Annotated in this window: 18 protein-coding genes; 13 read left to right on the plus strand and 5 right to left on the minus strand. The window is 68.5% G+C overall.

The features are described 5' to 3' along the window. The first annotated feature begins 160 nt into the window (after positions 1-160). Positions 161-397, plus strand: a complete 237-nt coding sequence (gene rpsR, locus GA0115240_RS15175; RefSeq protein ID WP_031512678.1) for a 30S ribosomal protein S18 — start codon at positions 161-163, stop codon at positions 395-397. A 17-nt stretch (positions 398-414) separates the two neighbouring features. Continuing rightward, positions 415-864, plus strand: a complete 450-nt coding sequence (rplI, locus tag GA0115240_RS15180; RefSeq protein ID WP_093737205.1) for a 50S ribosomal protein L9 — start codon at positions 415-417, stop codon at positions 862-864. Between the two features lie 181 nt (positions 865-1045). Here the strand turns inward: rplI and GA0115240_RS15185 are convergent, their stop codons facing one another. Continuing rightward, positions 1046-2449 carry an MATE family efflux transporter gene (locus GA0115240_RS15185; RefSeq protein WP_093737206.1) on the minus strand — a complete coding sequence of 468 codons (1404 nt, stop codon included), beginning with the start codon at positions 2447-2449 and terminating at the stop codon, positions 1046-1048. A gap of 443 nt (positions 2450-2892) precedes the next feature. Between GA0115240_RS15185 and dnaB the strand changes: the two genes are divergently transcribed. The 9 genes from dnaB to GA0115240_RS15235 all read left to right on the plus strand — a co-directional run bounded on the left by dnaB (position 2893) and on the right by GA0115240_RS15235 (position 15297). Continuing rightward, positions 2893-4353 carry a replicative DNA helicase gene (dnaB, locus tag GA0115240_RS15190; RefSeq protein WP_093737207.1) on the plus strand — a complete coding sequence of 487 codons (1461 nt, stop codon included), beginning with the start codon at positions 2893-2895 and terminating at the stop codon, positions 4351-4353. A 203-nt stretch (positions 4354-4556) separates the two neighbouring features. Continuing rightward, a complete protein-coding gene (locus tag GA0115240_RS15195; protein WP_237554892.1) occupies positions 4557-5288 on the plus strand; it encodes a TnsA-like heteromeric transposase endonuclease subunit in 732 nt (243 codons plus the stop codon). Next, entirely contained in the window at positions 5285-7372 is a 2088-nt protein-coding gene (locus GA0115240_RS15200; RefSeq protein ID WP_093737208.1) for a Mu transposase C-terminal domain-containing protein, read from the plus strand. The genes GA0115240_RS15195 and GA0115240_RS15200 overlap by 4 nt, the downstream gene beginning before the upstream one ends. Further along, positions 7369-8535 carry a TniB family NTP-binding protein gene (locus tag GA0115240_RS15205; protein WP_256069817.1) on the plus strand — a complete coding sequence of 389 codons (1167 nt, stop codon included), beginning with the start codon at positions 7369-7371 and terminating at the stop codon, positions 8533-8535. The genes GA0115240_RS15200 and GA0115240_RS15205 overlap by 4 nt, the downstream gene beginning before the upstream one ends. Then, a complete protein-coding gene (locus tag GA0115240_RS15210) occupies positions 8486-10849 on the plus strand; it encodes a TniQ family protein (RefSeq protein ID WP_161302230.1) in 2364 nt (787 codons plus the stop codon). The genes GA0115240_RS15205 and GA0115240_RS15210 overlap by 50 nt, the downstream gene beginning before the upstream one ends. Positions 10850-10990: 141 nt before the next feature. Beyond that, a complete protein-coding gene (locus GA0115240_RS15215) occupies positions 10991-12469 on the plus strand; it encodes a S1 RNA-binding domain-containing protein (RefSeq protein WP_093737210.1) in 1479 nt (492 codons plus the stop codon). Beyond that, positions 12466-12774 (plus strand): hypothetical protein, encoded by a 309-nt coding sequence (locus tag GA0115240_RS15220; RefSeq protein WP_093737211.1) that lies wholly within the window; start codon positions 12466-12468, stop codon positions 12772-12774. Before GA0115240_RS15215 ends, GA0115240_RS15220 begins: the two co-directional genes overlap by 4 nt. 74 nt (positions 12775-12848) lie before the next feature. After that, complete coding sequence (locus tag GA0115240_RS15225; protein ID WP_093737230.1) at positions 12849-13973, plus strand: DUF6183 family protein; 1125 nt, start codon at positions 12849-12851, stop codon at positions 13971-13973. A 751-nt stretch (positions 13974-14724) separates the two neighbouring features. Continuing rightward, entirely contained in the window at positions 14725-15297 is a 573-nt protein-coding gene (locus tag GA0115240_RS15235; RefSeq protein WP_093737213.1) for an SMI1/KNR4 family protein, read from the plus strand. A gap of 12 nt (positions 15298-15309) precedes the next feature. Here the strand turns inward: GA0115240_RS15235 and GA0115240_RS15240 are convergent, their stop codons facing one another. The 3 genes from GA0115240_RS15240 to GA0115240_RS15250 form a co-directional block, all read right to left on the minus strand. After that, a complete protein-coding gene (locus GA0115240_RS15240; protein ID WP_093737214.1) occupies positions 15310-16113 on the minus strand; it encodes a DUF6193 family natural product biosynthesis protein in 804 nt (267 codons plus the stop codon). A gap of 64 nt (positions 16114-16177) precedes the next feature. Continuing rightward, complete coding sequence (locus GA0115240_RS15245; RefSeq protein ID WP_093737231.1) at positions 16178-16594, minus strand: VOC family protein; 417 nt, start codon at positions 16592-16594, stop codon at positions 16178-16180. 10 nt (positions 16595-16604) lie between these two features. Further along, positions 16605-16979: a helix-turn-helix transcriptional regulator gene (locus GA0115240_RS15250; protein ID WP_093737232.1), complete on the minus strand. Its 375-nt coding sequence runs from the start codon at positions 16977-16979 to the stop codon at positions 16605-16607. A 286-nt stretch (positions 16980-17265) separates the two neighbouring features. On the opposite strand from GA0115240_RS15250, the gene GA0115240_RS15255 reads away from it, so the two are divergent. Both GA0115240_RS15255 and GA0115240_RS15260 read left to right on the plus strand, forming a co-directional pair. Further along, the gene (locus tag GA0115240_RS15255) at positions 17266-17634 is read left to right on the plus strand and encodes a VOC family protein (RefSeq protein ID WP_093737215.1); all 369 of its coding nucleotides are present in this window, start codon (positions 17266-17268) and stop codon (positions 17632-17634) included. A gap of 86 nt (positions 17635-17720) precedes the next feature. Further along, entirely contained in the window at positions 17721-20156 is a 2436-nt protein-coding gene (locus tag GA0115240_RS15260) for an ATP-binding cassette domain-containing protein (RefSeq protein ID WP_093737216.1), read from the plus strand. A 13-nt stretch (positions 20157-20169) separates the two neighbouring features. Here GA0115240_RS15260 and GA0115240_RS15265 read toward each other — a convergent pair whose 3' ends face one another. Then, on the minus strand, positions 20170-23481 hold the full coding sequence (locus tag GA0115240_RS15265) for a discoidin domain-containing protein (protein ID WP_093737217.1): 3312 nt from the start codon (positions 23479-23481) through the stop codon (positions 20170-20172). Between the last annotated feature and the right edge of the window lie 186 nt (positions 23482-23667).

The following is a 23667-nucleotide window of genomic DNA, read 5'->3' on the forward strand; positions in this document are numbered from 1 at the left end:
GCCGGCCGGCGGCGGCCAGGCCGGAGCTCCGGCCGGCGGTGCCGGTGCCGGCGGCGGCGGCTGGGGCGGCGGCTCCGGCGCCTCCGGCGGTGGCTACTCGGACGAGCCGCCCTTCTGAGGGCGGACCCTCACAACTTCTTGATCGCATAGGAGAATCACCATGGCGAAGCCGCCTCCGCGCAAGCCGAAGAAGAAGGTCTGCGCGTTCTGCAAGGACAAGACCGTGTACGTGGACTACAAGGACACCAACATGCTGCGGAAGTTCATTTCCGACCGCGGCAAGATCCGTGCCCGCCGCGTGACCGGTAACTGCACCCAGCACCAGCGTGACGTCGCCACGGCCGTGAAGAACAGCCGTGAGATGGCGCTGCTGCCGTACACGTCGACCGCTCGCTAAGGAAGGGTGACCACAGCATGTCCAAGATCATCCTTACCAACGAGGTCAGCGGCCTGGGTGCCGCCGGCGACATCGTCGACGTCAAGCCGGGCTACGCCCGCAACTACCTGATCCCGCGGGGCTTCGCCATCGCGTGGACCAAGGGTGGCGAGAAGGACGTCGAGCAGATCCGCCGTGCTCGCCGAATCCGCGAGATCCACTCGCTGGACGACGCGAACGCCGTCAAGGCGCAGCTGCAGTCCGTCCGGGTCAAGCTGAGCACGCGGGCCGGCGACACCGGCCGCCTCTTCGGGTCCATCACCCCCGCCGACATCGCCGCGGCGATCAAGGCGGCGGGCGGTCCCGCGGTGGACAAGCGCCGGGTCGAGGTCGCAGCGCCGATCAAGACGCTCGGTGCGCACAAGGTCTCGGTGCGACTGCACCCCGAGGTCGCGGTTGTCGTCGACCTGGAGATCGTGGCCGCGTAACGCGGCCGGTGTTCCACGTGGAACACTCCGTATGCCGTTCCATGGGCATTCCGTGGAAAGCGTGCGAAATGTTCCACGTGGAACATGAAGGGCCGGACCTCCCACAGCGGGAGGTCCGGCCCTTCGCGGTTCCGCCGGGAGGTTGGGCGGGACGGATCCGGTGGTCCCGGAACGCGTGTCCTCAACGGGACGCCCCGGTGACGATCCACCGCCCCGAGCGGGCCCGCAGTCCCAGGGCGGCGAGCCGGGTGCACATCATCAGGGTCATCGCCCACCACAGGGCGGTCAGACCCCCGCCGAGAGCGGGCACCGCGAACGCGGCCGGGGCGAAGACCGCCAGGGTCACCAGCATCGACCAGGCGAGATACGGCCCGTCGCCGGCGCCCATCAGCACCCCGTCGAGGATGAAGACGACACCGCACACCGGCTGCGCGACGGCGACGACCAGCAGTGCGGCCATCAGCGCGTGCCGCACCGCCGGGTCGGAGGTGAACAGCGGCCCGATCAGCGGCCGGGCCGCCACCACCAGCACCCCGAGGACGACACCGCAGGCGGCTCCCCACTCGATCATCCGGCGGCAGGCGGCCCGCGCCCCCTCGGCGTCCCCCGCGCCCAGACAGCGGCCGATGATGGCCTGTCCGGCAATCGCGATGGCGTCCAGTGCGAAGGCCAGCAGTGACCAGACGGTGAGGGTGATCTGATGGGCGGCGATCACGGTGTCGCCGAGCCGGGCGGCGACCGCGGTGGCGATCAGCAGCACCGCGCGCAGGCTGACCGTACGCACCAGCAGCGGGACACCCGCACGGGCGCAGGCCCGGATCCCGGCGGCGTCCGGGCGCAGGACGTCCCACCAGCCGGTGCCGGCCGTTCCGCGTGCGGTCGGCCCGGTCAGACGGCGGACTCCGCGGACCACCACCCAGAGGTAGACGGCGGCCATGCCGTTCTGCGCGATGACCGTGCCCCAGGCGGAGCCGGCGATCCCGAGACCGGTGCCGTAGACGAGACCGGCGTTGAGGGCGGCGTTGGCGGTGAAGCCGCCGACGGCCACGTAGAGCGGTGTCCGGGTGTCCTGCAGCCCCCGCAGTACGCCGGTGGCGGCGAGCGCGACCAGCATCGCGGGGATGCCGAGCGAGCTGATCCGCAGATAGGTGGTGGCGTAGGGGGCCGCGGTGCCGGACGCGCCGAAGAAGTCGACCAGGGCGGGCGCGGCCGGCAGCACGGCGGCGATCACCGCGGCGCCGAGCAGCAGCGCGAGCCAGATGCCGTCCACGCCTTGTTTCAGGGCCGCGGGCAGATCGCCGGCTCCCACCCGGCGGGCCACCGCGGCGGTGGTGGCGTAGGCGAGGAAGACGAAGATGTTGACGGCGGTGGTGAGCAGGGCGGCGGCCACCGCGAGACCGGCGAGTTGCGCGGTGCCGAGATGGCCGACAACCGCACTGTCCACCATGACGAACAGCGGCTCGGCGACGAGGGCGCCGAACGCCGGCAGGGCGAGGGCGATGATCTCCCGGTCATGGCGACGCCGGACGGATCCGGCAGGCCGGGCCGGGTCGTGCTGCTCGGGGGGTTCGACGACCGCATTCACAGGCACAGCCTAATCGTCCACAAGTAAGAGGTGAAGATGATGTCTGGTCATTACGCATGACTGCGTAGAGTGATCTCCTCCGCGTCGTTTGTGGCGATCTTGGACCGGGGGAAAAAGTTTTTCTCCTGCACAGGGTATGGACGAAGAAAGACCAGCTCAGAGCGGGTGTCGCTGGCTGATTGTCAGCTTGTCCACAGCGCTGTCCCAAGGGCTGTACACAGGTTGGGGGCACTTCTCCACAGGTATGGGGTCGTCGTCCACACCCCCTGTGGATAACGAGGTTGGTCCGGGTGCCCACTGGCCCTACGGTGGAGCCTTCCCGACACCCCCGACGCGCCCGCGAACGGAAGCCGGGTGGCGCGTTTGTCGCAGCCGTGCCGTGAAAGAGTGGCACGCACGCGCCGGTCCGGGAGGACCGGTCGGACGGGAGGGAGGTGACGGTAATGAGCCAACCCGAGCCCGCCGACGACCGCTGGGTCGGCCTGTCGCCCGAAGAGCCCCCCGCCGTCAGTCCCTTCCGCAAGAAGAACGCCCACGACGACGGCCAGGGCTCCGGCCGCTACTCCGAGGGCGGCGGCGGCTTCGAGCGGGTGCCCCCGCAGGACCTGGACGCCGAACAGTCCGTGCTGGGCGGCATGCTGCTCTCCAAGGACGCCATCGCCGACGTGGTGGAGGTCATCAAGGGCGCCGACTTCTACCGGCCCGCGCACGAGACCATCTACAACGCGATCCTCGACCTCTACGCCAAGGGCGAGCCCGCCGACCCCATCACCACCGCCGCCGAACTCACCAAGCGCGGCGAGATCGCCCGCGTCGGCGGCACCCCCTATCTGCACACCCTCGTCAACGCGGTGCCCACCGCCGCCAACGCCGAGTACTACGCCGAGATCGTCCACGAGCGGGCTGTCCTGCGCCGCCTGGTCGAAGCCGGCACCCGCATCACCCAGATGGGATACGCCGCCGACGGCGACGTCGACGAGATCGTCAACAACGCCCAGGCCGAGATCTACGCGGTCACCGAGCAGCGCACCTCCGAGGACTACCTGCCGCTCGGCGACATCATGGAGGGCGCGCTCGACGAGATCGAGGCGATCGGCTCCCGCAGCGGTCAGATGTCCGGTGTCCCCACCGGCTTCACCGACCTGGACTCGCTCACCAACGGGCTGCATCCCGGTCAGATGATCGTCATCGCGGCCCGCCCCGCGATGGGCAAGTCGACGCTGGCGCTGGACTTCGCCCGCACCTGCTCGATCGCGAACAAGATGCCCAGCGTCATCTTCTCCCTGGAGATGGGCCGCAACGAGATCGCCATGCGCCTGCTGTCCGCCGAGGCCCGGGTCGCCCTGCACCACATGCGCTCCGGCACCATGACCGACGACGACTGGACGAAGGTCGCCCGCCGCATGTCCGACGTCACCGAGGCCCCGCTCTACATCGACGACTCGCCGAACCTGTCGATGATGGAGATCCGCGCCAAGTGCCGCCGCCTCAAGCAGCGCAACGACCTGCGCCTGGTGGTCATCGACTACCTCCAGCTGATGCAGTCCGGCGGCTCCCGCCGGGCCGAGAGCCGCCAGCAGGAAGTCTCGGACATGTCCCGCAACCTCAAGCTCCTCGCGAAGGAGCTCGAAGTCCCGGTCATCGCCCTGTCCCAGCTCAACCGCGGTCCCGAACAGCGCACCGACAAGAAGCCGATGGTCTCCGACCTGCGCGAATCCGGCTCCATCGAGCAGGACGCCGACATGGTGATCCTGCTGCACCGCGAGGACGCCTACGAAAAGGAGTCCCCCCGCGCCGGCGAGGCCGACCTCATCGTCGCCAAACACCGCAACGGCCCCACCGCCACCATCACCGTGGCCTTCCAGGGCCACTACAGCCGCTTCGTGGACATGGCACAGACCTGACCGGCGGCTGTAGGTTCCGCGTCCGAGTGACCCTTTCCGCGTCGCCGTGTCCCCTGATTGGCCCTTGGGACAGATTTCACGGAACGGCAGATCAGTGCGTTCGCTCGATCGAGTGAAGGGCGGTGACTGCCAAGACAGCGGGTGGGCGTGCTCGCCATGGTGAATGCACCAAGGGCGTAGCCGCGTTGGGGGTGGGACCGCTCATGCCGGACTCCATAGCCGTAACCTCTGCGGACATCCACGTCAGGGGACTGGGTGGGGACATCGCGGTGGAGTGCCCATTCGACGCGGTGGATCTCGAAGATCTACTGGCGGCGGGGCCGTGGCGGACCCTGCGTTGGTACAAGGGGCAGAAGCATTTCTCGGGGTCGTTCTGGTCGGCCACCGAGGGCGCACTGGTGATCTACGAGTCCTTGCTGGAACTGGCCTGGCTGCTGGAGGCGGACTTCGACTGGTCGGTTTCCAGAATCATCGCCCAGCCGTTCCTGATGACCGCTCGGATCGACGGTACCGAGCGCAAGCACATTCCCGACTTCCTGTTGATGACCACCTCGGGTCCCTTGGTGGTGGACGTGAAGCCAGCGAAGCGATTGTCGCGGCCGGAAGTGGCGTTCACCTTCGCCTGGAGCCGGCAGGTCATCGAGTCGCGGGGCTGGGCATACGTCGTGCGGAGCGAGCCCGACTCCGTGCGGCTGGCGAACATCCGCATTTTGGCGAGGCATCGTAGGGCGTGGTTGTTCGCTTCGGAGATCGTGGACAGGGTCGAGGTCGCGGTGACGGACGGGGTGACGTTCGCGGACGCGTGCGGGTCGGTGCCAGAGCTCGATGAGTCGCTGGTGCGTTCGGCGGTTCTGCGCTTGATGTGGGTCGGGCGACTTATGACGGATCTGGACAAGCCCCTGACCTCTGCCAGTCTGCTGCGGAGGCGGCCGTGAATCGCGGGACGGTGCGGCTCCAGGTCGGGTCGCGTCTGGTGTACGACGGCGAGGCGGTTGAGGTCGTCGAGTTCGCGCCGACCGTCGCGGGCAACGAGGTGGTACTGAAGGACCGACGGGGTGGTCTGCGACGGGTCGCGGTGAAGGAACTGCTGTTCTCGGATCGGGCGACCGTCGTGTCGGAGAACCCGGGTGCCTCATCGAGTGACCTGGAGGACATCGCCTCGGTTCTCCTTTCGCGGCTCAAGCCTGCCGAGCGGGGACGCTTGGCGGATCGTGCGGGTCACGTGCGAGAGGCGTGCAGCGGGTACAGGTCGGGTAGCGCTGAGCTGGCCGGGAAGGGGGAGCCGAGACCCCAATACGATCCGAGTCTGCCGAAAGTGGTCCGCTACCAGGCGAAGGCGGATGAGCTCGGCGTCTCCTTGCGTACGGTCAAGCGCTGGGTGGCCGCTGTCGAGGCGCACGGGGAGGCGGGGCTGGCGCCGCGCGCTCGCGGCACTTCGGTGCTCGACCGCTGTGACCCGCGCTGGGTGGAGACAGCGCTCGAAGTGATGATCGAGCACACTGACCAGTCCAAGCCGATGCGAAAAACCGTGATCGAACGCGTACAGGCGCTCCTCGCGGCGCGGTTCGGTGAAGGCGTGGTAGCCGTCCCGGCGCAGACCAAGGCTTATGAAGCGCTGGAGGAGCTGGAGCGGCAGCATCCGACATTTCGTCTGAGCACCAAGCGCAACCGGGACATCGCTGAGCGGCCGCGTACGGTCTTCGGTCGGTTGCGGCCGACCCGACCGGGCGAGTACGTGCTCATGGACACCACCCGGCTGGATGTCTTCGCGCTTGACCCACTGACATTGCGGTGGGTCAACAGCGAGTTGACCGTGGCGATGGACTGGTACACCCGCTGCATCGTGGGGGTCCGCCTTACGCCGGTCTCCACCAAGTCCGTGGACGCGGCGGGTGTCCTCTTCCAGGCCTACCGCCCGCTCAAACCTGCGGCGCACTGGCCGCCGCAGGCCGTGTGGCCTGAGCACGGCATCCCGCGGTCCGTCCTGCTGGACCGGGCCGCGATCGACGGGCCGATGACAAAGTCCGCGACTCCTGCGCTGGTGCCGGAGACGGTGGTCGTCGACCACGGGAAGATCTACGTCTCTGAGCACCTTCGCAGCGTGTGTGATCGTATGGGCATATCGATCCAGCCTGCGCGGCTACGTACGGGCAGGGACAAGGGGCCTGTCGAAAGGTTCTTCAAGACCCTGCGACAGGGCCTGCTGCACGCCTTGCCCGGCTACAAGGGACCGGACGTCTTCTCGCGCGGGGAGGCGGTGGAGCGGCAGGCGTACTACTACCTCGACGAGCTGCTTGAGCGGATCGTGGTGTGGATCGCGGCGACCTACCATCGCACGCCGCACTCCAGCCTGGTCGATCCGGGGGTCCCGAAGTTGCGGATGTCCCCTGTGCAGATGTTCGAGCACGGTATGGCTCGCGTGGGATACATCGAGGTCCCACGCGACAAGCACCTGGCGCTGGAGTTCCTGCCGACAGTGTGGCGCACCATCCAGCCCTACGGCGTGGAGATCGGCAAGAGGCGCTACAACGGCAGCGGTCTCTACCACGACGGCCGGCCGAGCCCCTATCTGGGCGGTCGCTGGCCCATCCAGGTCAACCCCGACGACATCGACCACGTGTACTTCCGCGACTTGGACGGGGAGCCACACGAACTCGTCTGGGAGCACGCGGCAGCCCGTGACTTCCCGCTCAGCGAAGACGCCCTGGAGTTCGCCCGCAGTCTGGCCGCCCAGAAGCATCCGTATCCCGACGACCGCCTGGCAGTGGTTGAGTTGCTGGAACGTTGGCAGATCGGGTTCGGCACGACGCTGGCGGAACGACGCATCGCCCTGCGGGCGATGCGCGAGCAGCCAGCCTTCAACCTCCAGCCGCACCAGCCGGCCCCGCACCGGGCTGAGCTGCCCGGAGAGGAGTTTGAGGGCGATGACGACGTGGCCGACACCGAGGACTTCGCCGACGAAGAACCGGTGCCAGGCGACGACGAGGAGTTCTATGCCGAAGCCCTGGAGGACCTGTGACCACGCCCGGAGCCGGGAGCACGGAGGACCCGGACTGGAAGTCCCTGCCTCTCGACGACCTGACCTTGACCAGGAAAGAGGGCTTTGCGGCATTTGCTGAGGCTCTGGACCCCCAGCGCCCGCCCGATATGACCATGGCAGCGCTGCAGGCCCTGTCATCAGAGGCCAAGGACGAACACAACCTCGCCCGCCGTGCTTACCTGGCCAATCTGCGCCCGATCAAGACTGCTCAGGCCGACGCTCTCGTCGGGGACTTGGCGGACATCCTTGAAGCAGGGCTGGACCAGCCGTACTGGGAAGCCAAGGGCATGGCCGCTGTCGACGCTTTTCCCGGGTTGGGCAAGACCACCGTCGGCCTCTCGTTCGCCAAGCGTGTGCACAACGACATGATCCGCCAGCAGGGGAGGTTCACCGCCGGTGGTCACGAGCGCTGGCCAGTGATCAGGGTGGGCATGATGGGCGACACCAAGGTCAAGGACTTCAACTGGGCGATGCTGGAGTACTTCGCCCACGCCGGCCGAAGCAGCGGCACCGCGAACTCGTTCCTGGCCCAGGCCCTCGACTGCGCCGTTGCCTGTGAATCGAGGCTGCTGCTCGTCGACGACCTGCACTTCCTCAAGTTCCGTTCCAAGAACGGGGCCGAGCTCGCCAACCAGTTCAAGACCATCGCCAACGAGTTCCCCGTGATGATCCTTTTCATCGGGTACAACCTTCGAGAGAAGGGCCTGTACGAGGACCCCCAGCTCGGGCGCAGGATCACCCCGCTCCGACTGGCTCCGTTCACGATCGAGAACGAAGCTTCGCGCCGGCAGTGGAGGAACTTCCTGCTCACCCTGGAACAACGTCTCGTGCTGGCCCGCAAGTACCCGGGCATGCTTGCCGACGATCTGTCCGACCACCTCTACGCCCGCTGCAGCGGGCACATCGGCTCCCTGATGACGCTGATCAAACGCGCGTGTCTTCGGGCCGTTCGCACCGGCGAAGAACGTTTCACCCTCGACCTGATGACCCAGGTCAAGCTCGACCAGGCCGCCGATGAGCAGCGTGCCCGCTGGGAGGAGATGCTCGCGTCCGGCAAGAAGACCAGCAAGCCCAAGCGGACCAGGAGGCAGCGTGGAGGCCGTTCGGACACTGCCGATCCGGATGGCACCGCTACCGGGTGAGTCGCTGGACTCCTGGCTTGAGGCGCTCGCCCGTCGGCTGCATACCCGCTACGGCAGCCTCCTGTCCCACCTTGGACTCGTCAACCAGCCCAAAGACAGTGGCCGCAGCAACGCTGTCAACTGGACCGTCGCGCTGAGCGACGAAGAAGCCTCCGGCATAGCCCACGCCACGGGCGTGAACCGCGAGGTGATCCACGCACTGACGCTGGCCCGCTTCGGCGGGCGAGCGGTGCTGATCGACCACGAGAAGCGCAAGGTCAACCGGCATCGTTTATGGGGCCGCGGTGCCGGGTCGCGCTACTGCCCCGACTGTCTGGCCGAAAGCTGCGGACGGTGGCAGCTGAACTGGCGCCTGGGCTGGTCGTTCGCCTGCGTGCGCCACCGCCTCCTACTCGCGGACGCCTGCCCAGCCTGCGGGCGCCTTCCCCGGCGCTACCCGTTCTCCCGCCACAGCGTCCCGCTGCCGGGAGTGTGCGGATTCCGGCCCTCGCGAGAGCTGCACCCAGTAGCGCCCGGATGCGGTCAGGATCTGGCCCGAGCTGAGAACCTCCGCCTGCCCAAGGAGCACCCCGCGCTCAAAGCCCAAAGCCTGCTCTCCCAAACGATCGAGGCAGGTACAGCCGACTTCGGTCAGTACGCCCATCTTCCTCAGGCATGTGCTGTGGCACTCTCCGAGGTGCGCGCGGTCGCGGGCCGGATGCTGACCTCAATGGACGCCGCTGGCCTGGCCACCCTGGTCCCGGGCGACGTCCTTGACGCTCACCTCCACCCGGAGCCTGGCGCGCGGCCCAAGCGGCAGGAACCGGAGCGAGCCGGCTTCATGGCACCGCCGACAGCAGCGATGACAGCGGTCGGCGTCATCGCTGCCCTGCGGGTGCTGGGAGAGGAAGACCTCGCCACCGCCGCACGGACCCTGCGACCACTGACCAGCACGGTCAGAGACGGTTTCGAGAAGTGCACTGCCACCACTGTCGGCACCTGGGGCCGTGGCACTGGCCCGGTCCTGCGGAAGGTGCAATTGGCAGCCCTCGCAGCTTCGATGCGCCCCAGCGACCAACTGCGCTACCGGACCTCCGCGGACCCGGCGCCCCCGTCCGCCGCCAGGCAACGGCAGCGCCTCCGCCGCCGCGCAAGCCGGCTCCCCGCAGCCATGTGGCCACAATGGGCCGTGCGCCTCAGCCCCAGCCGCGGAGCCTATCCGCGGGTACTGGCCCCCGCGCTGGCCGCCGCCACGCTGCTTGTCGGCAGCAGAATCTCGTTCGACGAAGCCGTGGCAATGCTCGGCCAGACCACCGATGCCCTGGCCCTGTCGCGCATGCTCCAGATGCTGGAGCAGACCCCGCGCTGGGAGACCACCGCCTCAGCCCTGACCCGCCTCGCCGACCACCTGGACGCCCGTCCTTCCCCCATCAACTACGAGCGCCGCCGCAGCCTGGACTACACCGACCTGCTGTTCGCTGAGACATGGGCGCAGATCTGCCGGGACGCCGGCCAGCATCCAGGCACCGGACGACGACTCCGCATCGCCCGATGCATTGTGTTCACCCAGATCAGCGGCACCCCAATCGAGCATGCGCCCGAGTTTCCCACTGCCGACCACAACGTGTTCCGCGCGGAAGCCGAGCGCTTCACGGAAGTGTGGACCCCGCGGATCCGGGAGGCCTTGCGCGAGGCCGCCCGTGCCTTCCTCCACCGCCATGGCATACGGCGAGAACCCCTGACCTGGCACCCGCCGACCAACCTGCTCGACGACCTCGACCTACCTGGGCGCGACGCCGACGGCATCGACATCCAACGCCTACACGACCTCGTCCGAGGACGCCGCAGCCCGACTCGCGCCGCAGCTGCGACGCTGGGCCTCAGCATCGAGGCCGTGCGCCTTGCGCTGGAAGAGCATCCTGCGCCAGCCCAACCGCTCACGCCGTCGCAGGCCCGCGCCCTGGGACGAGTCAGCCACGCCATCCGTCGGATCCTCACCGAAGAGGAACTGCGGCGCCGATACCTCGACGAGCGTCAGTCCGCGAAGGCCATCGCTGACGACCTGGGCGTCTCGCGGCAAACCATCACCCGTCTCGCCCTGGAGTACGGAATCCCACTGCAGCAAGGACGCCGCGGCCACCACCCTGTCGACCGCGAGTGGCTCTTCGAGCAGTACGTCATCTGCCGACGGCCGCTTCCCGAACTCGCACGTGAGATGAGAGTAAGCACCGCCACCATGAACCGGTGGGCCCACGATCTCGACATTCCACTCCGCCCTCGCGGAGGCGCCAGCCACCGCGAAGCCCTGCGCCCGGATACCGGAAGTCCGAGCTGACTCACGAGCAACTGGGCGATCATGTCGAGGTGACCATCGCCGACCCCGCCGAGTTTTTCTTCTCCAGCCGTGCCACCGTCTACCGCGACTTCGAACGCCACCAGAACACATCCGCGTCGTCGATCTCCGGCGGGCAGTGACGTGCTGCCTTACGTCTACCAGGTGACGAAGTACAACCCGGCGGGCCGCGACCAGTACGGGCGCTACACCGGCACTGAGCCCGCGACCAGCGACCACGGGCCGATCGAAGCCGCCTATCTTCAGGCCGTCGCCGCCTTCGCCGAGGACACCGGCATCGACCAGTTGGCTGTCCGCGAGCCGCAGCTCGGCGGCTTCGCTCACTTCGGTCTGGAGCCACCGGTCGACGGCTACGGCCTGGCCGACCACTTTCCCGCCGGCCTCGCCGGGTTCCACGACGGTGCACTGGTGCCGATCGCCCTCGGCCTGGAACTCGTACGGGCCATGCTCCGCGACAACGGCGCCTGGTGCCGCTTGGAGGCAGAGGGAGAGTTCACGGTGCACGTCGGCTGGGACCAGTACCTCTACCTCGGCAGCAGTCGGCCCTGCGAAGCCGCGCTGACCCGTGCCCGCGCGCTCGGCCTATTCCCGGAACGCCTGGACGCATCGCCCTACGACTTCGCCCCCGACGATCCTGCCTACGTGCAGCGTCCGGCCGACGCTGACTTCTGGGCCCGCCTGCACTGGACCGTCAGCGCCCACCGTGCCGTGTTCCTGGAGGAGGTTTTCGCCGGCAACGCCTCCCGGTGGCACCGCCTGACCCGCGACAGCATCGAGACCGTGCGCTCCCGGCTGGTCCCACGCTCGCGGTTGGCGGTCTGGCCGGACCTGCTCACCGACGTCGCCACGGCCGTGGCCGCTCTGACCGACAAGGACTTGGTGGAGGTCGTCTGGGAGGACGAGGACGGTCAGATCACGAGCACGGTCGTGGACGAGACCCAGTTCGAGGCAGTGACCTCCCAACTCGCCGGCGCGCGTGCTGCCGGTGTCGTATCCATGTCTGCCGGTGAGGATCTCCCGCTGTTCACCGCTGTGCTGCCGGACAGCGACGGTGTTCTGCGCGCTCGCTGGCAGACCGAACCGACGCCCAGCGACCGGGACTGGGCGTTCCTGAAGACCCTGCGGCGCGGCCAGGTCGTCACCGGCACCGTGACATCCATCGCCAGCTTCGGTGTCACCTTCGTGGACATTGGCGGCTTCACCGCGATGATCAACATTCCGGAGCTGTCCTGGCGTCCCTTCAACCACCCGTCCGACATTGTCAGCGTCGGCCAGCAGATCACCGCCGAAGTCCTCGACGTCGACATGGTCCGGGAACGTGTGCCGCTGTCGCTGCGAGCAGCGCAGGATGACCCGTGGCCGCAGGCCGCGCAACGACTCGGACAGGTGGTCACCGGACCAGTCACCAAGATCCTCCCGTTCGGCGTCTTCGTGCGCATCGAAGATCGAGAGGACGGCTTTCAGGGCCTCGTGCGCACCAGCGAGCTGGATCAAGGTCCGGACGATGCCATCGAGGTCGGCGACGTGCTCACGGTGAAGATCATTGATGTCGATGTCCCGCGGCGCCGCATTGCCCTGTCACAGAGGCAGGTGGACCAGTGACGACGTGGATGCGCTGCTACTGGGACGAGGAAGCCATCTGGTTCTACTTCGAGGTCGACGCCAACGGCTGGGTGACCCGACAGATCGAGCTCCAAGGTTCTGAGCTGACCCCGATTGCAGCTGCCTCCTTGGACGAGTGGCGGCGCGCTCAGCAGGCAGGCGGCTTGGGTGAGTATGAGAGGAAGTTCGGACTAACTGCGGAACTCCCAGTGTCGCAGTGGCAGGGTTACGAAGCCGAGCAGCTGACCTCGCAAGAATTTGAGCAGGCCTGGGGTGCCGCTCGACGGGAGATTGCAGCCCGCTGACCCCGAGGCCCGGCAGTTACCCTGTCCGGCTTAATGAAGTGAGGCAGGGCCATCGGATGCTTAGGCTCAGGGCCGTGGTTGATCAGATACAGAAGATCGTGACGGAGCTGCCGGATCTCAAAAACGTCACTGGCGTGTGGGCTGTGGCCGACGGCTGGGTCGCGCAAGGGGACGCTGTCTCCGCCGCTGACCTCGGTATCGCTCTCGCCAAGACGTACGGGTCCAGGGAGCAGATGTGGCAGTACAGAAGTGTCTTCGACCACGTGCTTCGGCTACTGGCCACCACAAGCGGTCCTGAGAACGCCACCCAGGCAGTGCGGTTGGTCTCATCAGCTGCGGACGCCGGCAGGGAACTGGACCGTTACGCGGCCTCGTTGCTGGCTTCTGGTCACGAGGCGACGGACTTGAGTGTGGCGTTCACCGGCCGTGCTTCGGAGGAGCTTCGAGCGTGCCTGGTCCACGAGCTGGTTCTCAGGGGCGTGGTCGTTGAGGAAATCCCGGCGATCGCGGGCTGGGCGAGGTCGCCGCATTGGAGTCATCACCCGCTGCGTTGGCTGCCCATGACACTGTCCGATGTCGAAGGATCTGTCGATCTGCCGAGCTACAGCACCCGTGGCAGCAGTCACTCGATGCCGTACGGACCGTCCGAGAGCAACAAACTGGCGGTGACTGCCCACGCGGACGTCCCATCGTGGGTGGATGCGACGACAGATGCGGTCGCCACTGCCATGGCCGCAGCCGTGGCGAACTGGGCCGAAGAGTCCAACGGGCGCATCGAGGGGAAGGCTTTCGACCTCGCCGCACCTTTGGACTCCGCCTTGGTCCCGACCGCGCTCTTGACTCTGGGCCTGGATTGTCTGCGAGGTGTGGGAAAGAAGGCGCCCCTGTCCGTCGCGGTCCGTTCAGCGGCTGACGTATGGCGAGTGCTCTTCGCGGCAGCATCCACGGGTGGGGCGTACAACTCCGGTTGCCGAGGCGCATACGGCCGCTTGGCGGCCTGGCATTCCTTCGCCGCTCTGGCTGGATGCCCGGAAGGCGCTCCCTTCGACGAGGTGGAAGCCCGGGCAGCGGACTGCACCTGGTACGGCTTCGAGGCCAATACGAAGTGGTTCGAGCAGGTGGCCTGGGATGTCGGTGTCGCCGCTCTCACTCCAGACCGCCGAAGACTGCTCGTGCTGGCTTCAACCGATACTGACTGAGGTGCCCGAAGCTCCCGCGTTCGGGAGCTGGAACGCCCAGCACCGCCTGGCTCAGCGGGTTTCCAGGGGGTCCGCCCGGCCGAGCAACTCCACAAGCGGGGTACCGGTCCGGGCAGCGACGATGCGGCGGGCGCGGAGCTGGGCGCGGGTCCGGGGGCGGAATTTCGGATCCCGTCCGCAACCGCACGGTTCGAAGCCGTCGTAGCGCAGCCCGGCGTTGAGGACTGCCGAGACGACCGACCATGCCTTCCGATTACTGCGGCGGGGTGGCGCGAAGTCGTGGCCGGCGCACAACAATGGGCCTGAGCAGCGCGGGCACGAGTGTCCACCATCGTGAGGATGTCGCTTGAAGCTGACTCGGCACGAGACGCAGGCGTAGTGCAGCTTGTAGTGGGCGAAGGCGTATCTGCACACAGGCCGACTGTAGCGATGACGCTTCGCCATCTACCAGGGGATCCCCCCTCTGGGGTGGTGTAAGAGACGCGACTGCGCTTGTCGTCTGTCTCGCCATGACGCGGAACCTATGTGCAGGCCGGGGACTGCTCGGCTCCAAGCTCGCTGGGAAAGGGACACGCGAACGCGGAACGGTCAGAGGGACACGATGCGCGGAATGCGCGAAGTCCCAGGCTGCAGCGCTGGCGAGTGACACCGAAGTCGGGAACCTACAGCGGCGCTTGGAGCAGCCGATCAGGCTCGTGACACCCTGGCCGGACAGCGGGTAGTTTGCGGCAGGACTGAGAGAAGAGTGCGCATGGACTCCCGGATCCTCCGCATCCGACGCAAGCTGGCCGAGGCGCCCTATGCCGCCCTGCGAAGCCGTTCCTTCGGCGAGGAGAAGCACCGGTTTCGCCTCGATCCGCCGCTGCCGGAGTCCAAGGTGGCTGCTTTCGAGGCGGACCATGGAATCGAACTACCGGGCCCCTATCGCAGCTTCCTGATCACCGTCGGCGGTAGCGGTGCGTCCCCGTTCTACGGCCTTCTGCCGTTGCGGTCATGCGAACTGTTCACGATGGACCCCCAGGAAGAGGCCGGGTCTCCTCGGGGGTTCAGCTTCGCGGGTCGTCGGCCGCCTCACCGAGGTGACCTGTTCCTGCACATCATCGAGGCCGGATGCACCGACCTGGTGCTTGTCGGCGTCACCGGTCCGCTGGCCGGCCGCGTCGTCACCGGAAATTCCGACGGCTTCTGGGGCCCCCATGTCTCGTCGGCCGCTGACTTCCTGGCGTGGTACGAACGCTGGCTCGACCACATGCTCGACGGCCGGGACAACCGCGACCTGGAACTGACCTCCCCGGCCCTCCGAGCCCCTTCAACCGCCCCCTGAGGCAGTACCTGTTCAGCCGATTCGCCGGTCGCGCAGGTCGTTGGCGGTTCCGGCGACAGCAGGACCGCAGTCGGCCGGCAGAGCGCCTACCACCATGGCGACCGCCTGTTCTGCGGTGTCGGCCTCGCCGATCACCGTCCCCCGGGCGGGACCGCAAACCCGATAGCGGCCATCGCTCAGCGGATCGACGAACGGCACGTCCCATGAGTAGGGGAACCCTGTACAGGTCGTGAAGTGAAGCGACCAGTGGCTGGTGACCGGGTACAGCTGCCGCAGCTTCGGCTCCGCCGACGCCGTCTCGACGAGCGCCAGTGTCCGGCCGGCCAGGGCCAACCCATCGGCGTCCTCGCGCAGATGGTCCAGGAGAAGCCGCCACCGGACCGTGACTGCCTCGGCCGGACCGCGTTCATGTGCTTGGGCGAGCTCACTCACCTGGATGAAGAGAGCAGCCTTCTGGATCTCGCGGAGCTCGGCCCCGTTGCGCCAACCCGCTGCGGCTCGGGCCAGCTCTCTCAGATCGGCGGTCGAGCCCGAGAGCAGTTCAACGCCCTGACCCCAGCCACTGATGATGAACCGACGGCTCTGCGACCCGATGAAGATCCAGCAGGCTTCCCGGTCGGGGGCCGTGCTGCTGACGCCGGCTGTCCGCAGCGGGTCGGAATCCCCGCTCAGCACCACATCCAGATCGAGCCCCTGCTCGGCAGCGGCCAGTGTCAGGGCCGCGGCCAGACTGCCCGAGGCCGCGAGGTCCGGATAGAGATCAGGGTCGGCGGGAGTCGGTTCGCGCCGAGCAGGCCGCGGCGAGTTGGAGGTCACCGCCAGAGTCTGCCGTCCACGCGGAGGGAACGGCGGTTTTTTTGGTCGCGATGCGATCGGGGCCTCATCCGCCGAGGGGCTGGGTGAAGCGCAACAGGTTGCCGGCGGGATCGCGGAAGGCGCAGTCGCGGACGCCGTAGGCCTGGTCCATCGGCTCCTGGAGGACGTCGGCGCCGGCGGCGCTGATGCGCTCGAAGGTGGCGTCGCAATCGTCGGTGGCGAAGATGACGCCGCGCAGCAGGCCCTTGGCCATCAGCTCCGCCATCGCCTGCCTGTCGTCGGGGGAGGCGTTCGGGTCGGCGAGCGGGGGTTCCAGGACGATGTTCACGCCCGGCTGCGAGGGCGCGCCGACGGTCACCCAGCGCATCCCTTCGAACTTGACGTCGTTGCGTACCTCGAGGCCGAGCACATCGCGGTAGAAGGCGATCGCCCGGTCGTGGTCGTCGACGGCGATGAAGCATTGGGAGAGCCTGATGTCCATGGCGCTCACGCTACGGCCGTGCGGCGGGGCTCGCCCGTCCGTTCCGGACCGGCCGGGTGTAGATCTTGGCCAGGCAGGCCGGGACGGCGGCGCCCTCGTCGTGGCTCCGGGTCCGGTAGCTGCTCGGGGTCTCGCCGATCAGCTCGGTGAAGCGCGAGCTGAACGACCCCAGTGACGTACAGCCGACCGCGAAGCAGACCTCGGTCACGGAGAGGTCCCCGCGCCGCAGCAGCGCCTTGGCCCGCTCGATACGGCGGGTCATCAAGTAGCTGTACGGGGTCTCGCCGAAAGCGGCACGGAAGCTGCGGGAGAAATGGCCGGGCGACATCAGAGCGTGCCGCGCCAGCGACGGGACGTCGAGCGGCTCGGCGTAGTCGCGGTCCATCCGGTCGCGGGCGCGCCGCAGCCGGACGAGATGGTCGAGGTCCTGCCGTTTCACCCGGCTCACCCGACCAGTTTCGCACAGGCGCGCGGATCGATCAGGAATCGAGAAGCGCGGGTGACGGAGCCGCGCCTAGCCTGATCAATCATGGGGACGAGCGTGGCCGACACTGCTCACCGAGGCCGTTCCGGCCTCTTCCCCGCCTCGTCCCGGAGACCCTTCCGGGCCCTTTCCGGCTCTTTCCGGCCCCGTCCCGGCAACGCCGGGCGACCCGACCTCAGGAGTGACCATGACCGGCTCTTCCACCCAGGGAATCAAGACCGTGCTGCATCCCGTTTCCGATCTGGCGAAGGCCAAGGCGGTGTACGCCGCGCTGCTCGGCGTGCCGCCGGTGGCCGACGAGTCCTACTACGTCGGTTTCGACGCCCCGGGCCAGCACGTCGGGCTGGTCCCGAACGGAGCGCAGCAGGGCATGACCTCGCCGGTGGCCTACTGGCAGGTGCCGGACATCGAGGCAAAGCTCGCCGAGGTGACCGCCGCGGGTGCCGTGGTGAAGGAGACCGCACACGACGTCGGCGGTGGCCGCCTGGTGGCCACCTTCACCGATCCCGACGGCAATGTTCTCGGACTGCTCCAGGACCCGGCGACCGAGAGCTGATCGACCAGCCCCTCCGCCCCCGGGCGTCAGCCCCGCCAGGCAGCCCCGCCCGGCCGCCCCGCCCCGCCCCGACAGATGGAGACACGATGAGCACGGCCTCGAGGAAGGCCCCGCGGTCGCCGCAGCCGCACGCCGCCGACAGCTACGGGGTGATCCGCGTGCACGGCGCCCGCGAGAACAACCTCAAGGACGTGGGCATCGAGATCCCGAAGCGCCGGCTGACCGTCTTCACCGGGGTTTCCGGTTCGGGCAAGAGCTCGCTGGTGTTCGGCACGATCGCCGCGGAGTCGCAGCGGCTGATCAACGAGACCTACAGCGCCTTCGTGCAGGGCTTCATGCCGACGCTGGCACGGCCCGAGGTGGACGTGCTCGAGGGGCTGACGACCGCGATCATCGTCGACCAGCAGCGGCTGCGGGCCGACGCCCGCTCGACGGTCGGCACCGCCACCGACGCCAACGCCATGCTGCGCATCCTCTTCAGCCGGCTCGGGCAGCCGCACATCGGCTCGCCCAACGCGTTCGCGTTCAATGTCGCCTCGGTCCGGGCGAGCGGCGCGATCACGGTGGACCGCGGAGCCGGCAAGACCGTGCGGCAGACCTTCTCCCGCACCGGGGGCATGTGCCCGCGCTGCGAAGGACTGGGGAAGGTCTCCGACATCGACCTCAGCCAGCTCTACGACGACTCCAAGTCGCTCGCCGAAGGCGCGATCACCATCCCCGGCTACACCGTGGACGGCCACTGGACGGTGCGGATCTTCACCGAGTCGGGTTTCCTCGACCCGGACAAGCCGATCCGCGCGTACACCAGGACCGAGCTGCACGACTTCCTCCACCGCGAGCCGGTCAAGGTGAAGGTCAACGGGGTCAATCTCACCTACGAGGGGCTGATCCCCAAGATCCAGAAGTCGTTCCTGTCCAAGGACAGGGACGCGCTGCAACCGCACATCCGGGCGTTCGTGGACCGGGCGGTCACCTTCACCGCCTGCCCCGAGTGCGGCGGCACCCGGCTCAGCGAGGCGGCCCGGTCGTCGCGGATCGGCGGGATCAACATCGCCGACGCGTGTGCGATGCAGATCAGCGACCTGGCCGGATGGGTCGGCGACCTGGACGAGCCGTCGGTGGCGCCGCTGCTCACGACCCTGCGGCGCACGCTCGACTCCTTCGGGGAGATCGGGCTGGGCTACCTCTCCCTCGACCGGCCGTCGGGCACGCTGTCGGGCGGTGAGGCGCAGCGCGTCAAGATGATCCGCCACCTCGGCTCGTCGCTCACCGACGTCACCTACGTGTTCGACGAGCCCACCGCCGGCCTGCACCCCCACGACATCCAGCGGATGAACGGCCTGCTGCTGCGGCTGCGGGACAAGGGCAACACGGTGCTTGTCATCGAGCACAAGCCGGAGACGATCGTGATCGCCGACCATGTCGTGGACCTCGGCCCCGGCGCCGGTACGGCGGGCGGCACCGTCTGCTTCGAGGGCACGGTCGACGGGCTGCGGTCCAGCGGGACCCGCACCGGCCGCCATTTCGACGACCGCGCCGCCGTCAAGGAGACGGTGCGCAAGCCCGCCGGCACGCTGGAGATCCGCGGCGCGACGACGCACAACCTGCGAAATGTCGACGTCGACATCCCGCTCGGGGTGCTCGCCGTGGTCACCGGCGTGGCCGGCTCCGGCAAGAGCTCGCTGCTGCACGGGTCGCTGGCGGGCAGTGCGGGAGCCGCCGACGCCGGGGCGGTGTCGATCGACCAGGGCGCGATCCGCGGCTCGCGGCGGAGCAACCCGGCGACGTACACCGGCCTGCTCGATCCGATCCGCAAGGCGTTCGCGAAGGCCAACGGGGTGAAACCGGCGCTGTTCAGCGCCAACTCCGAGGGCGCCTGCCCGAACTGCAACGGCGCCGGCGTCGTCTACACCGACCTGGCGATGATGGCCGGGGTGGCCACCACCTGCGAGGAGTGCGAGGGGAAGCGGTTCGAGGCGTCGGTGCTGGACCACCACCTCGGCGGCCGTGACATCAGCGAGGTGCTCGCGATGCCGGTGACCGAGGCACGGGAGTTCTTCGGCGCCGGTGAGGCGCGCACACCGGCCGCGCACACCATCCTCGAACGGCTCGCCGATGTCGGTCTCGGCTATCTCAGCATCGGGCAGCCGCTCACCACGCTGTCCGGCGGCGAGCGGCAGCGGCTCAAGCTGGCCACCCACATGGCCGGGAAGGGCGGCGTCTACGTGCTCGACGAGCCGACCACCGGACTGCACCTCGCCGATGTCGAGCAGCTGCTCGGGCTGCTCGACCGGCTCGTCGACTCCGGCAAGTCGGTCGTCGTCATCGAGCACCACCAGGCGGTGATGGCGCACGCAGACTGGATCATCGACCTGGGCCCGGGCGCCGGCCACGACGGTGGCCGGATCGTATTCGAGGGCACCCCCGCTGACCTCGTCGCGGCCCGCTCCACCCTCACCGGCGAGCACCTCGCTGCCTACGTGGGGGCGCCCCCGGGCCGTTGGAGGTCCGGGGGCGCCTGATGGGAAGGGCGGGTCAGGGGGTGGCGGTCCAGACGAACGTGGCCGAGCCACTGGCACCCGCCGCATTCCTGGCGGTGACCGTCACGGTGAACGTGCCGGCCTTGGTGGCCGCGCCGGTGAAGCGGCCGGCGGAGCTGAGGGCGATGCCCGGCGGCAGGCCGGTCGCCGTGTAGGCGAGGCCGCTGGCGTTCGGGTCGAACGTCCAGTCGACCGCGGCGTGTACCGGGCCGCTCATGCCGTGCGGGTTCGGCACGGTGAGCGGTGCGGCCGTCGCGGCCTGCCCGGCGGCGGCTGCCTTCGGGGTGATGGTCGCGGCCATGGCGGCGTTGACGGTGGTCGGCACCGTGAGCGTGCCGGTCACCGGGAGGTTCCGCGAGGAGTCGCCGACCAGGATCTGGTAGGTGCCCGCCGCGGTCGTCCAGTTGTTGGTGCCGGTGTTCCAGTAGGCCAGGTCATGGGTGGCCACGGTGAAGGTCAGGGTCTGCGCCTGGCCCGGGTTGAGCGTCACCCGCTGGTAGCCGCGCAGTTGGTGCACCGGCTCCCCGGTCGACGCGGGGTCGCCGACATAGAGCTGGGCCACCTCGGTGCCGGCCCGCGACCCGGTGTTCGTCACCGTGACATGGACCGTCGAATTCCCCCCGGACAATGCGCCGACCTGCAGATTGCTGAAGCCGAAGCTGGTGTACGACAGACCGAAGCCGAAGGGGAAGAGCGGGGTGATGTTCTTCGCGTCGTACCACTTGTAGCCGACGTTCAGGCCCTCGCTGTACTGGACCTGGCCGTTGGTGCCCGGCCACTGCGCGGGGGTGCTGGCCGGCACGTCCGCGAGCGACTTCGGGAAGGTGACCGGCAGCTTGCCGGACGGGTTGACGTCGCCGAAGATCAGCGCCGCCATCGCGGTGCCGATCTGCTGGCCCGGGTAGAAGGCCTCGAAGACGCCCGCCACCTGGCTGAGCCACGGCATGTTGATCGCGGAGTTGTTGTCGAGCACCACGATGGTGTGCGGATTCGCCGCGGCCACCTGGGCGATCATGTCGTTCTGGCTGGTGGTGCTGCCGCCGTTGTTGGGCAGGTCGAGCGTGGTGGTGTCGTGCTCCTCGTTGCCGTAGTTGTCGCTGGCGAAGACGATCGCCACATCGGAGCTGCGGGCCAGGGTGACCGCGGAACTGAGGTTGGTGGCGTCGTTGTACTGCACGGTGGTGCCGGTGCCCGCCACCCGGTTCTGGATGCCGGTGATCGGCCAGACCGTCCCGGAGCTGGTCACGGTGGCACTGCCGCCGCCGATGGACTGCACGCCGGCGCCGCCGTCCCAGCCGATCACCGCGATCGAGTGGGTGGTGGAGGTGGACAGCGGCAGGATGCCGTTGTTCTTCAGCAGCACCGCGCCCTCCTCGGCGCCCTGCAGGGCGACCTGGACGTGCGCCGGGGTGGTGACGGTGGCGTCGTGCGAGCCGCTGGGTGCCTTGTCGAACAGGCCGAACGCGAAGAATTGGGTGAGCAGCCGGCTCACCATCGTGTTCAGCGTGGTCTGGGTGACGGTGCCGTTGGCCACCGCCTGGGCGAGGAAGTCGGCGTAGAAGTACCCGTTGGGCATCTCCACCGTCAGGCCCGCGTTCGCCGACTCCACCGTGGAGTGGGTGCCGCCCCAGTCGCTGGTGACGAAGCCGCCGAAGTTCGCCTGCTGGTACAGGCCGGTGTTCAGCAGGTCCGGATTCTGGCAGGCCGGGACGCTGTTGACGATGCTGTAGGCGCACATCGCGGCGGCCGGCGAGCCCTGCTGGATCGCCGCCTGGAAGGCCGGCAGGTACAGCTCCTGCATCGTCCGCTTGTCCACGATGACCGTGCCGGCCGGATTCTCGATGTTGTAGACGGCCACGTGCTTCATCTCGGCCATCACGCCCTGGCTCTGGATGCCCCGGATGTCGGCGGCGGCCAGCCGGCCGTTCAGGTACGGGTCCTCGCTGAAGCTCTCGAAGGAGCGTCCCCAGCGCGGGTCGCGCACGATGTTCAGCGTCGGGCCGAGCGCGACCTGCACGCCCTTTCCGGCGAACTCGGCGCCGATCGCGGCGCCGTACTGCTGCTCCAACGCGTCGTCGAAGGTGGCGGCCGACGCGTTGCCGGACGGCATCTGGGTGACGCCGCCCACGCCGTCACCGACACCCGCCGGGCCGTCCTGCAGGCCGATGTTGGGGATGCACAGCGACGGTATGCCGGTGATGTTGCCGATGTACGGGGTCGCGCTGTTGTTGCCGTGCAGGATCGAGACCTTCTGCGCGGTGGTCATCTGCGCCATGACCTGGCTGACGCGGGTGGCGACCGGGGCGGTCGAACCCACCCACGGGCAGTCGCCGTTGCCGCCGCCCGGCGGTGGCGTGGTGCTGGTGCCGCCCGGGGTGAGCACGGTGAACTCCCACAGCGAGTAGCCGTACTGGGTGGCCCGCGCGGTGCCGTACATCCGCACATAGCGGCCGGTGCCGCTGAAGGAGAGGTTCTCCACCCCGCCCGGGCCGGTCGTCGTGGAGTACACGGTGTTCCACGTGGAACCATTGTCGGAGAGCTGGATCTGGTACGCCTTCGCGTAGGCGGTCTCCCAGGTCAGCTGGGCGCCGCAGATGCTCTGCGAGGATCCGAGGTCGACCTGGACCCACTGCGGGTCGGAGGCGGCGCTGGACCACCGGGTGCCCGCGTTGCCGTCAAAGGCGTCCTGCGCCGGGGTGCCGGCGTTCTCGGTGGAGGACGCGGTGGCCGGCTTGCCGAGCGCCGCGGTGGTGTTACCGCAGGTGGCGGGCGGGGTGGTGCCGCCGCCGGAGCCGCCGTACACCTGGAACTCCCACAGCGAGTAGCCCCATTGGGTGGCGCGCTGGGTGCCGTACATCCGGACGTAGCGGCCGGTGCCGGTGACGTTCAGGGTCTGGGTGCCGCCGGCACCGGTGGTGGTGGAGTAGATGTCGTTCCACGTGGAACCGTCGGCCGAGGTCTGGATCTTGAAGGCCGTGGCGTAGGCGGTCTCCCAGTTGAGCACCACCTGGCTGATCGGCTGGCTCGATCCGAGGTCGACCTGCAGCCACTGCGGGTCGGAGGCGGCGCTGGACCACCGGGTGCCGGTGTTGCCGTCCACCGCCGCGGCGGCGGTGAAGGCGTCCTGCACGGAGGAGGCGGTGGCCGGCTTGCCCTGTGAGAGCAGCACGGGCGTCGCGGCGTGCGAGGAAGTCGGCACGAGGGAGAGATAGGCCGAGGCGATCAGGACCAGGGCGAGCAGCATGATCGCCTGGGGAGATCGGAAACGTTTACGGATGGCGGAGAGCCCGAGTGGGGTGACCCTCATGTGTGCTCCTACAGGTCGGAACGGCTCATAGAGGTGGGGGGAACCGCTACCGCGACTGGTGCGCCGCGGCCTGTACGGCGAAGCGGTGGCCGCCGGGCGCCCTTGAGAGCGCTCTCTGGCCGAGGGGATGTCTACGCCCGCCCCCGGGGGGTGTCAACCGTTTCGACCGGCCTTCCACCCCGGTCG

It is taken from the genome of Streptomyces sp. DvalAA-14, assembly GCF_900091855.1.
GTDB lineage: Bacteria > Actinomycetota > Actinomycetes > Streptomycetales > Streptomycetaceae > Actinacidiphila.

Bases quoted from the DNA above. Each gene is read 5' to 3' on its own strand.
- rpsR (WP_031512678.1), top strand. From the start codon at position 161: ATGGCGAAGCCGCCTCCGCGCAAGCCGAAGAAGAAGGTCTGCGCGTTC.
- rplI (WP_093737205.1), top strand. From the start codon at position 415: ATGTCCAAGATCATCCTTACCAACGAGGTCAGCGGCCTGGGTGCCGCC.
- dnaB (WP_093737207.1), top strand. From the start codon at position 2,893: ATGAGCCAACCCGAGCCCGCCGACGACCGCTGGGTCGGCCTGTCGCCC.
- GA0115240_RS15195 (WP_237554892.1), top strand. From the start codon at position 4,557: ATGCCGGACTCCATAGCCGTAACCTCTGCGGACATCCACGTCAGGGGA.
- GA0115240_RS15235 (WP_093737213.1), top strand. From the start codon at position 14,725: ATGGACTCCCGGATCCTCCGCATCCGACGCAAGCTGGCCGAGGCGCCC.
- GA0115240_RS15245 (WP_093737231.1), bottom strand. From the start codon at position 16,594: ATGGACATCAGGCTCTCCCAATGCTTCATCGCCGTCGACGACCACGAC.
- GA0115240_RS15250 (WP_093737232.1), bottom strand. From the start codon at position 16,979: ATGGACCGCGACTACGCCGAGCCGCTCGACGTCCCGTCGCTGGCGCGG.
- GA0115240_RS15255 (WP_093737215.1), top strand. From the start codon at position 17,266: ATGACCGGCTCTTCCACCCAGGGAATCAAGACCGTGCTGCATCCCGTT.
- GA0115240_RS15260 (WP_093737216.1), top strand. From the start codon at position 17,721: ATGAGCACGGCCTCGAGGAAGGCCCCGCGGTCGCCGCAGCCGCACGCC.
- GA0115240_RS15265 (WP_093737217.1), bottom strand. From the start codon at position 23,481: ATGAGGGTCACCCCACTCGGGCTCTCCGCCATCCGTAAACGTTTCCGA.